Source organism: Proteiniphilum sp. UBA1028, assembly GCF_002316955.1.
Taxonomy (GTDB): domain Bacteria; phylum Bacteroidota; class Bacteroidia; order Bacteroidales; family Dysgonomonadaceae; genus Proteiniphilum.
In genome coordinates this window covers 1,254-9,992 of record NZ_DCEN01000077.1, presented here as the reverse complement: position 1 = coordinate 9,992, position 8,739 = coordinate 1,254, and the positions used below count along the sequence as shown (strand labels likewise).

The window sequence follows — 8,739 nt, the reverse complement described above, 5'->3', positions numbered from 1 at the left end:
GTTCAAGGCTATTATTCACTCATATCTACTTTATGTAAATATAAGGGGGTAATAAGCCAGTAATTAGGGAATACCAGTCCGGGTATAGCCAATGTCTATCGAAAAGCGCCCTGTCCCGCGTAAGGGATCACTCCAGAACCAGCAGCTCCACCTTTCGGAAATCGATGGGGTGACTCTCGCTCTGCAGGGAAATGGTTCCCTTGTGCAGCATTTTGTCACCCTTATTCACATCAATGAGCCGGGCAAAGGAAGCGTCACGCTCGTCGAGCTGCGGCTGGTTGTATTGTAACACGGTATCGCCGTTCACCACATGATATAGCACCTCATTTCCCCTTACCTCCAGTTCGGCGGTGACCCACTCATCCCCAAAGAAGAAACCAGAAGAGGAGTTGATGCAGTGGTCCAGGATCAGTTCGCCATTCATCACAATGTTGGTGCCGGGGGTACAGACGTTCATGTTGGTTCGTTCCACCAGCGAGTCGCTGCCCAGCAACTGTACCTCTACCGAGGTGGGAAAATCCTGATCGAGCGTCATCGTCTCGGGACGCTGTCCGTGAACCATGATACCGGAATTGCGGTAGGCCCATCCCGCTCCTCCGGGACACTGATCTCCCACAAAGCGATACTCCACCCGCAGCTTGTAATGCGACAGTTCATCCTGATAAAAGAGGTGCCCGAAACGTCCATCAAATTGATCATATTGATCATAGCGGACCTTGAGCAATCCATCTTCCACCCTGAAGGTATTACCGAAGTTGTCACCTGCTTCATAGCCGGTGATTTTGGGTGTCCAGCCTGTCAGGTCTTTACCGTTAAACAGCTGGATCCACTTATTCTCAGCGTTCTTTTGCCGACATGAGCTCATCATCAGCAGGATCACGACACTGCCCATCATAAAAAGACTTTTCTTCATCGTTTAAATTTTAACTGTTCTTCATTGTTTATAGGAGTCTGGACAAAGATACAAAACAATTCCATCAAAAAAACCCTCCTTCATGATGAAGCAGGGTTTCATAAATCGTTTCACACAACAAGGTCAACCTTTCCGCAAAGCATTCTCTATCGCCTCTTTAGAAAGTTTCTTCGTGCAGAAGAACCAGTCGTAACAATGCATATCTTCCTCTTTGGCTTCCATGCGCTCCTTGGCTACGCCGCAGGAGCCGGCAGTGGGAACGATCACCTCGTCACCCGGACGCCAGTCGGCCGGCAGAGCGACACCAAATTCATCGGCTGTCTGCAGGCCAATCAGGATGCGCTTCAATTCGTCGAAATTACGCCCCAGGGATAGGGGGTAATAGATGATGGTGCGGATGATGTTCTTCGGATCTATGAAGAAGACCGCCCTTACTGCCTGGGTGGAGTTCTCGTTGGGTTGGATCATGCCATACTTCCTGGCTACCTCCATGGTGATGTCCTCGATCAGGGGGAAGGTCACCTCCACATCCTTCATCCCCTTGTACTCGATCTTCTCCTTGATGGTACGCAGCCAGGCGATGTGGCTGTAGAGACCATCCACGGAGAGACCTACCAGCTGGCAATTGAGTGCTTCAAACTGATCCTGCATGCTGGCGAAGGTCATGAACTCAGAGGTACATACCGGCGTAAAGTCGGCCGGGTGGCTAAAGAGAATCTTCCATTTTCCTTCAAACCCGTCGGGAAAGTTAATGATACCTTGTGTTGTCTTTGCGGTGAAAGAAGGAGCCTTGTCACCGATTCTCGGCATTGCCGGGGTGTTGTTTTCCTGATTTGTTTCCATAGTTCTTTTTTTTAGTGATTTTTGATATGAATTATAGCCCCTATCGATTGATGCAGTCGATAGCTATTCTTTCAGGATTGCGTTTTCATATACAATTTTTCCACATTTTCAAAATGCTATTTTTCCTTCGCGTAAGGCCATGCGGCGCCCCCTCCGCCTTCACGTTGACACATCCATTGGCCTGCAAGATGAGTGCAGCTTCACCATAGCGAGATTATGCACTAAATCATCATTCCCTGTTAATGACTGCATACATGACTCTCATCATGTGCATGCGATTGGCAGCTTGCTCCACCATCTTTGAGGTTACCTGCAAGGTATTCGTTCACGAGCTCGTCCACATCTCCTTTGCAATTTCTGATGACCTCTATGTTACAGGATGAAAGTTTGTTGATCGCTCCCTCTCCGATACCTCCGGCCAGCATTATTCTCACATCCATTTGAGACAGATTAAGGGCAATATCAGACTTGCATCCGCAACCTGCAGGTGAACGGAGTATTTGCTTATCAACGATGTCATCCTTTTCAGAAACAGTGTAAATCGTGTAAAATTCACAGTGTCCAAAATGAGCATCAATCTGGTTGTTTTCTTTTGTTGGTACTGCTATTTTCATATGTTTAAAAATATTATTTTAAAAGGTATCGCATGGAACTCTCTTTTAATCGTGTCCTTGTGAGTGAACAGTTATCATGCTCGTTTTGCACGAAGATTTTTATCATTTCATATTCAGGTGATATACATTATTTAGCCCCTCATTGCTACCTGGAAAGTTTACTATATTTCGATCCCGGCTGTTTTATTTAGCTCCAGAAATGCAGGCAACCCTCCCAAATGATCAGCATGCCCGAGAGAAATAAACACAAAATCAACCGCTTTGATATCAATCCCCATTTTTTCAGCATTACGGATAAGCCGATCAGATGCACCCGTCTCGAGCAGGCATTTGAAAAAAGCTGCTGCCAGATAGACCGACAAACCGTGTTCGTTCTCAAGCGATCTGTCCGCTCCACGATTATCGGACAACACCACTACTTTCACTTATCATTCGCATTTATCGGTATTAACTCGTCATTACCAAAACTTTTGCAATCTTTGCATCTTACATGATTTTCAGGACTATCTATTAATTTATAGCAACGCCTGCAACGAAACCACTCTTTGTCGAACTGTACACTGCCGCCTTCAATATTGATCATCTTTCCTTCTACCAGTGCCATTGCAATTGTTTTACGGGCTTGTTCATAGATGCGCGTCAGGGTAGGCCGCGATATGTTCATCCGTTCCGCTGCCTGCTCCTGAAGCAATCCTTCATAATCCAGTAATCTGACTGCTTCGTATTCATCAAATAACAAAGTGACCGCACTCAGCATTCTACGTGGAATGCCAAAAGGCTTGAATCCCTGCATCAGGGGGGGATTGGATATTTTTCGGTTTTGCTTTGGACGGGACATAATTTCAATTCACAGCTAGAAAGTTGATTTTGTTACTTTAAATTCCAAAGATATGGAATAATTATAAACTTATGTTCATTGAATCATTTCTTTTCACAGATCGGTAAAACTTTAAAAAAACATCGTAGAGTATTAATTTCATTACATCGATACCCGGTATTACCTTAAATAATAACGAAAGCAAGATGAGGGTAAAACCTAACGGCGTTACCCTCCCCCTAACTACCAATCGTTTCCGAAACGACCTTGACCATTACCGCATCTCCCCATTCTTCTAGCTGCACCTTGGTTACGTCCCATGCGGCGGCCAAACACATGTTGCATTTCGTTGTCTGACAGATTTTCGGCACTGTTAAATTTTCTATTTACTCTTCTTGCACCCAAATCGGTACATCGGCCAACACGGCGGCCTGTCATCGGACCTTCACCGTTTGGACCTTTTCGATTAAATCCTGACATCTTAACCTCCTTTTTTAAATTTGTAAAACATAATTATATCGGCAACTCTCTTGCCGCACTCTTGGAATCCATACTGTTACCAGTTGAAATAATCGCAATTCCCATGTCTGCTTCATTGGGCTTATAGGCCCTATGATAGAATATTCATTATATTCAGAAAAAACATTCTGATGCAAAGATATAAAATATTTTGAACTTATGTTCATAATAGTCATGCTTACTATTAAACCCATGAGATTTGTGCGTCGAGCTTGCTTAAAGCAATAAAAAAAGCCGTAATCGATGAGTGAATCATCAATTACAGCTTTTCAGAAGTAGCACGGCCGGGAATCGAACCCGAATCTAAAGTTTAGGAAACTTCTATTCTATCCATTGAACTACCGCGCCGGAATGGATGCAAAAGTAACACATTTTCAGTTATCCACAAAAGAAAAAACTGCTTGTCTATCATCGAAACAAACATTTTCTTTGTTGAAATGTTTATTCTTTAAACAAATATGGAGATCAAACAACAATGAACAAAATAGTTATTCTGTACGGATCATCCGGCGGGAATGCAGCTTCTGTTGCCAGGCAGGTACAGGATCTTTTCGACGGGAACGCAGATATATTCAACGTGATGGACATCACACTCGAGGAAGTAAAAGATTATTCCTACTACGTAATCGGCACATCCACAACAGGTATAGGCGACTTGCAGGACGACTGGGAGGGTTTTCTTCCTTCGTTTGCCAGAATGGATTTTAGCGGGAAAAAAGTGGCGATTTTTGCACTGGGAGATAGTGCATCATACTCAACCAGCTTTGCCGAATCGATGAAAGTGGTGTACGATGAAATGCATGACAAAGTACAGATTGTGGGACAAGTACCTGACGAAGGATACACATACGACGACTCTACCGCGGTAAGCAACGGCATGTGGGTGGGGCTACCCATTGACGAAGATAATGAATATGATCTAACCCAGGAACGTTTGGCAAAATGGGTGGAAATGCTCAAAAAGGAATTTGTGTAGAAATAGATTGCTTTCCTGTTTTTTAGCAAAAGACTGAACATCTTTTTCACAGATCAAAAGAACCGCCGGGGTCCCCGGCGGTTCTTTTCTGATTTTCTTTTTCTTATAGACTAGTAACGGTTATTTATTCCTAATCCAGTTCTTTTATTTTCACATTCTGAAACCAAACTTCGTCACCATGGTCCTGTAACAAAATCAGACCTTCTTCGGCATTGCCGAAATTGGGCCAGTCTTTGTACTTGCTGGTTTGCACCAACTTGTTCCAGGCATCGCTGTTCCGATCATATTCCACAATTTTCACACCGTTGAGCCAATGTTCCACATGGTTTCCTTCCACTACCACCATCGCAGTATTGAAAAAACCCTTGCGGAAAGGTTTGTCTTGCGGAGCCGGAATCAGGTCGTAGAGTGACCCCAACGTTCTATTGCCATTGGTCCCCATCTTGGCATCCGGATGATTCTGATCATCCAGAATCTGGAATTCGCAACCTATGGCTGATCCTTCTCCTTTATTCAGGTTGGTATCGACAAAATATTTGATCCCGCTGTTGGCACCTTCGGTGATCTTAAAGTCGACTTTCAGCATAAAGTTTTTGTAAGGACGGGTCGTAACAATATCACCGCCGTTCGTTGACTCACCACCATCACTTTTGTGTACTTTCAGCATGCCATTGTCAATCGACCATCCCAGATCGGGAAAATCGTCTCTCTTGGCACCACGCCATCCTTCGGTGGTCTTGCCATCCCAGAGCAATTTCCATCCATCGGCAGCTTCACGGTCAGAGATTGTATTGGCCACCTGGTTTATCTGCATTACATTCTCATCGTCGGCTGTTTTGTACTTATCAAGCTCATCCGTAAGGATGCGGATATTGCGCCACGCAACGGTCTTTCCTTCCAGTTCGGCCTTCCCGATGGAATGTACCTGCAGGGCGATGAACCCTGACGGAGTGGTATCATCCAGGATATTGGCGCAAGGGACACCGTTTACCCAGGTGCGGATAGAATTGCCAATGGCTTCAATACGGGCACTGTTCCACTCACTGTGCTTAAATGCCTTCATTCCTTCTGGGTTGTAATTCATCGGATAAAGCCATCCGCGCCGCGCTTCGTCGTAAATACCGCCCGTCCATGCACGATCGGAAGGATCTATTTCAAACTGATAACCATGAACGCGACCATCCCTGTAATCTGGCAGGCTATTGCTCCTGAATTGCACGCCCGAATTTAATCCGTCGTCTACTTTAAATTCAAACTCAAGAATAAAATCGTCGTATTTTTCGGTTGTCGCCAAAAAGGTATTGGGCGTATTCATTTGAGAAATGCCGATGATGGCATTGTCTTCCACCTTATACTCGGCAGTACCATTCAACTTCTCCCACCCTTGCAGATCTTTTCCGTTAAACAACTCCTGCCACTTCGGTCCTTGTGAACAGGATACGAGTAATGCTGTCATCACTAAAATTAACAAACTGTTTTTTTTCATTTTCTTCTTGTTATGTTATGGATCAATAAATTTCTTTTTTTGCGAACAATTGGTCTTTAGCACCCGTTTTTTTAAATCCGTACCGCCGACTCAAATCTTATAAAAATCTTCCCAGCCTTTTCTGGGCGGTTCACCCGTGAGGAAGGCATCCGCAAAGGCGTCGTTGGTCACTCGTTTGGTCTCTCTGTCGAACACAATTTTACGGTTCAGCCGCTGTGCTGCCACACCCAGGCAGAACACCTGACTCAACGGTGCAGACACCTCGAACGGGGAGCGAGTTTTTTCTTTGCCCTGGCAAGCCAGCAGGAAGTTGGCGAAGTGGTTGGAAGGACTCTCCGGCACTTCCGGAAGCTTCTTCTCCATCTCTTTCGCCTTCTCACCGGGGATAATACTCAGCGTGCTGCCGTGCGAGCCTCCTTTGAAGGTGAGTTCTTTGCTGTAGATCTCTTTCCCGGGATTCAGCTTCGCCGGCTGGATCTTTCCACCCGCCACAGTCGGAATATTGGGATCGATCTCTGACACGCCGTACCCATCCGGTACGGCAGGAATGTTATCCAATCCATCGTACCAGGTAATCACCACCGGTGGCATCTTGCCACGTTTCGGAAATTTAAATTCAATGGTGCTCGACATCGGGAAGAAGTAATCGTTATGTCCGCTCAGGCGCAGAGGGGTTACCTCCTCCGGCAGTCCAAGCTCCAGAAACTCGTGGGCCGTATCAATGATATGTGCGCCCCAGTCGCCCAGCGCCCCCATGCCGAAATCATACCAGCAACGCCACTGCCCGTAGTGGAAATCCTTGTTGAAATCATGATGGTCGCGCGCCATTAGCCAGGTATCCCAGTCCAGTGTTTCGGGAACCGGTTCTGCGGCGGGAAACTTCTTGATGTCCGGATCCCAGCCGTGCCACCGGCGCGGGTTGTTCATGTGGGCCGTGATCGCCGTCACATCTTTAATGATACCGGCTTCCTTCCAGGCCTTGAACTGAAAGTAGTTGGCCTCGGAGTGCCCCTGGTTTCCCATCTGGGTAACCACTTTGGGATACTTCCGGGCTGCCTTCATGATCAGTTCCGACTCCAGGAAAGTGCGGCTCAGCGGCTTCTCCACATATACATGCTTGCCTTCGGACATCGCCATCATCACGGCAGGAAAATGCGCAAAGTCGGGCGTGGCAATGGCCACCGCCTCAATCTCGTTGCCCATCTTGTCGAACATCTCGCGGAAGTCCCGGAAGCGTTTCGCGTTGGGGAATTTGGCAAGTGCTTTCTTTGTGTGTTCTGCACCCAGATCAACATCGCACAGGGCAACCACGTTGGCCAGTCCGGTTTTATCGAAATCGTTCATGATCTCCCACCCTCTGTTGCCGACACCAATGTGGGCAAGGTTCACTTTCTTATTGGCACCCACCACCCTGTTGTAGCTTGCGGCATTCATTTTGGTCGATATACCTCCCATGGCCAATCCCGCAGATGCCAATGCTGCATTTCTGAGAAACTCTCTTCTTGTTGTCATGATAATTATATTAATTGTTGTTTTTCAATTTACCGATCCAGATACGGAGGTTCAAAGATATATAAAAAAAAGCCTTAGGAGAAAAATGAATGATTCCATTTCCTCTCCAGAAGCTTTATTTTCGGGCAATGTGGATTATTCAAACCGGTCTTTGTATGCCCATAATCCGAGTGCCGGGCTGGAAATGTAGTAAATTTCCTCCCCGTCCGGAAGGGTATTGAATCCCTCCTTGAGGAGGGAAACATCATACTTCTGCAGGGTCTCATCGATGTCTCCCCACTGAAATCCCACGCTTTCAATTTCTTTCCGGGTGAGGTTTTCAGTTCCTTTGCCCGGACAATAGGTGATGGAAAATCTACCTTCCGACGAACCATGAATGAGGTGCGCGGCTGCGCCCAGGTTATCGCGGAGTTCCGGATCTTCGGAGACCGCCTTCAAGGTATGGGGTGTACCAAAATAACCATACTTGCGAATCAGCCGGTCTATTGTTTTGTCCTCTCCGAATTCTTTCAGTGCCGGTGCCAGGACGATCAGCTCTCCCTCATCGGCAATAGCCATCCGGGTACGGTAGATCGATTTGTTCCCCAGCCAGGTGCTTTTGAATTCCGTGGGGTCGAGCCACACTACTACTTTTTGTAACGGCTTGTCGACCATCACAAAATTGACTTCCAGTGACAGTTTTGCGGCACGGTCGAACACTTCGAGGTCATCTCCCACAAACAATCCGTATGTCTGTTGTTCTCCCTTTTCATTGACACCTACCACGGTGAGCACGTAGATAATGGGCAGATCTTTCAAATATTTCTCGGTGGCATAGTTGAACACGCGCCGTACCGGTGTATCGGCACGCCCCATCATCCGCTCCATGCCATAGACGGCACCGATATAGTGGCTCTTGTTGATTCCTTCGCTTCCCCCGGTACCCACCAGGATATTTTTGTTGTAGTTCGCCATACCCACTACTTCGTGCGGGACGACCTGTCCAATGGAAAGAATCAGATCGAACCCACCTTCCACCAGCAGCTTGTTAACCTGAGCCGGCCAGGAGAAATCGACCTT

General features: G+C 46.6%; 9 protein-coding genes and 1 tRNA gene. 1 reads left to right on the top strand and 9 read right to left on the bottom strand.

Annotated features, from left to right (window positions below; translation table 11 throughout):
* Positions 1-127: 127 nt before the first annotated feature.
* From B3Z75_RS13080 to B3Z75_RS13055, 6 genes are all read right to left on the bottom strand, one after another.
* On the bottom strand, positions 128-913 hold the full coding sequence (locus B3Z75_RS13080) for a 3-keto-disaccharide hydrolase (RefSeq protein WP_294072553.1): 786 nt from the start codon (positions 911-913) through the stop codon (positions 128-130).
* Between the two features lie 123 nt (positions 914-1,036).
* Positions 1,037-1,756 carry a peroxiredoxin gene (locus B3Z75_RS13075; protein ID WP_294072551.1) on the bottom strand — a complete coding sequence of 240 codons (720 nt, stop codon included), beginning with the start codon at positions 1,754-1,756 and terminating at the stop codon, positions 1,037-1,039.
* Positions 1,757-1,995: 239 nt separating this feature from the next.
* A complete protein-coding gene (locus tag B3Z75_RS13070; protein ID WP_294072548.1) occupies positions 1,996-2,370 on the bottom strand; it encodes a NifB/NifX family molybdenum-iron cluster-binding protein in 375 nt (124 codons plus the stop codon).
* Positions 2,371-2,531: 161 nt separating this feature from the next.
* A complete protein-coding gene (locus tag B3Z75_RS13065) occupies positions 2,532-2,795 on the bottom strand; it encodes an MBL fold metallo-hydrolase (RefSeq protein ID WP_294072545.1) in 264 nt (87 codons plus the stop codon).
* The gene (locus B3Z75_RS13060; RefSeq protein ID WP_294072542.1) at positions 2,792-3,208 is read right to left on the bottom strand and encodes a DUF134 domain-containing protein; all 417 of its coding nucleotides are present in this window, start codon (positions 3,206-3,208) and stop codon (positions 2,792-2,794) included. The genes B3Z75_RS13065 and B3Z75_RS13060 overlap by 4 nt, the downstream gene beginning before the upstream one ends.
* Positions 3,209-3,982: 774 nt before the next feature.
* Positions 3,983-4,054, bottom strand: a tRNA-Arg gene (locus B3Z75_RS13055).
* 127 nt (positions 4,055-4,181) lie between these two features.
* On the opposite strand from B3Z75_RS13055, the gene B3Z75_RS13050 reads away from it, so the two are divergent.
* Positions 4,182-4,682 carry a flavodoxin gene (locus tag B3Z75_RS13050; RefSeq protein ID WP_294072539.1) on the top strand — a complete coding sequence of 167 codons (501 nt, stop codon included), beginning with the start codon at positions 4,182-4,184 and terminating at the stop codon, positions 4,680-4,682.
* 130 nt (positions 4,683-4,812) lie between these two features.
* Here the strand turns inward: B3Z75_RS13050 and B3Z75_RS13045 are convergent, their stop codons facing one another.
* The 3 genes from B3Z75_RS13045 to B3Z75_RS13035 all read right to left on the bottom strand — a co-directional run.
* A complete protein-coding gene (locus B3Z75_RS13045; protein WP_294072536.1) occupies positions 4,813-6,168 on the bottom strand; it encodes a 3-keto-disaccharide hydrolase in 1,356 nt (451 codons plus the stop codon).
* A gap of 90 nt (positions 6,169-6,258) precedes the next feature.
* Positions 6,259-7,680 carry a Gfo/Idh/MocA family oxidoreductase gene (locus B3Z75_RS13040; RefSeq protein ID WP_294072531.1) on the bottom strand — a complete coding sequence of 474 codons (1,422 nt, stop codon included), beginning with the start codon at positions 7,678-7,680 and terminating at the stop codon, positions 6,259-6,261.
* Positions 7,681-7,815: 135 nt separating this feature from the next.
* The coding region (locus B3Z75_RS13035) for a D-mannonate epimerase (protein WP_294072528.1) at positions 7,816-8,739 on the bottom strand (924 nt) is incomplete at its 5' end.

Coding starts and splice junctions, on each gene's coding strand:
- B3Z75_RS13080 (WP_294072553.1), bottom strand. CDS start 913: ATGAAGAAAAGTCTTTTTATGATGGGCAGTGTCGTGATCCTGCTGATG.
- B3Z75_RS13075 (WP_294072551.1), bottom strand. CDS start 1,756: ATGGAAACAAATCAGGAAAACAACACCCCGGCAATGCCGAGAATCGGT.
- B3Z75_RS13070 (WP_294072548.1), bottom strand. CDS start 2,370: ATGAAAATAGCAGTACCAACAAAAGAAAACAACCAGATTGATGCTCAT.
- B3Z75_RS13060 (WP_294072542.1), bottom strand. CDS start 3,208: ATGTCCCGTCCAAAGCAAAACCGAAAAATATCCAATCCCCCCCTGATG.
- B3Z75_RS13050 (WP_294072539.1), top strand. CDS start 4,182: ATGAACAAAATAGTTATTCTGTACGGATCATCCGGCGGGAATGCAGCT.
- B3Z75_RS13045 (WP_294072536.1), bottom strand. CDS start 6,168: ATGAAAAAAAACAGTTTGTTAATTTTAGTGATGACAGCATTACTCGTA.
- B3Z75_RS13040 (WP_294072531.1), bottom strand. CDS start 7,680: ATGACAACAAGAAGAGAGTTTCTCAGAAATGCAGCATTGGCATCTGCG.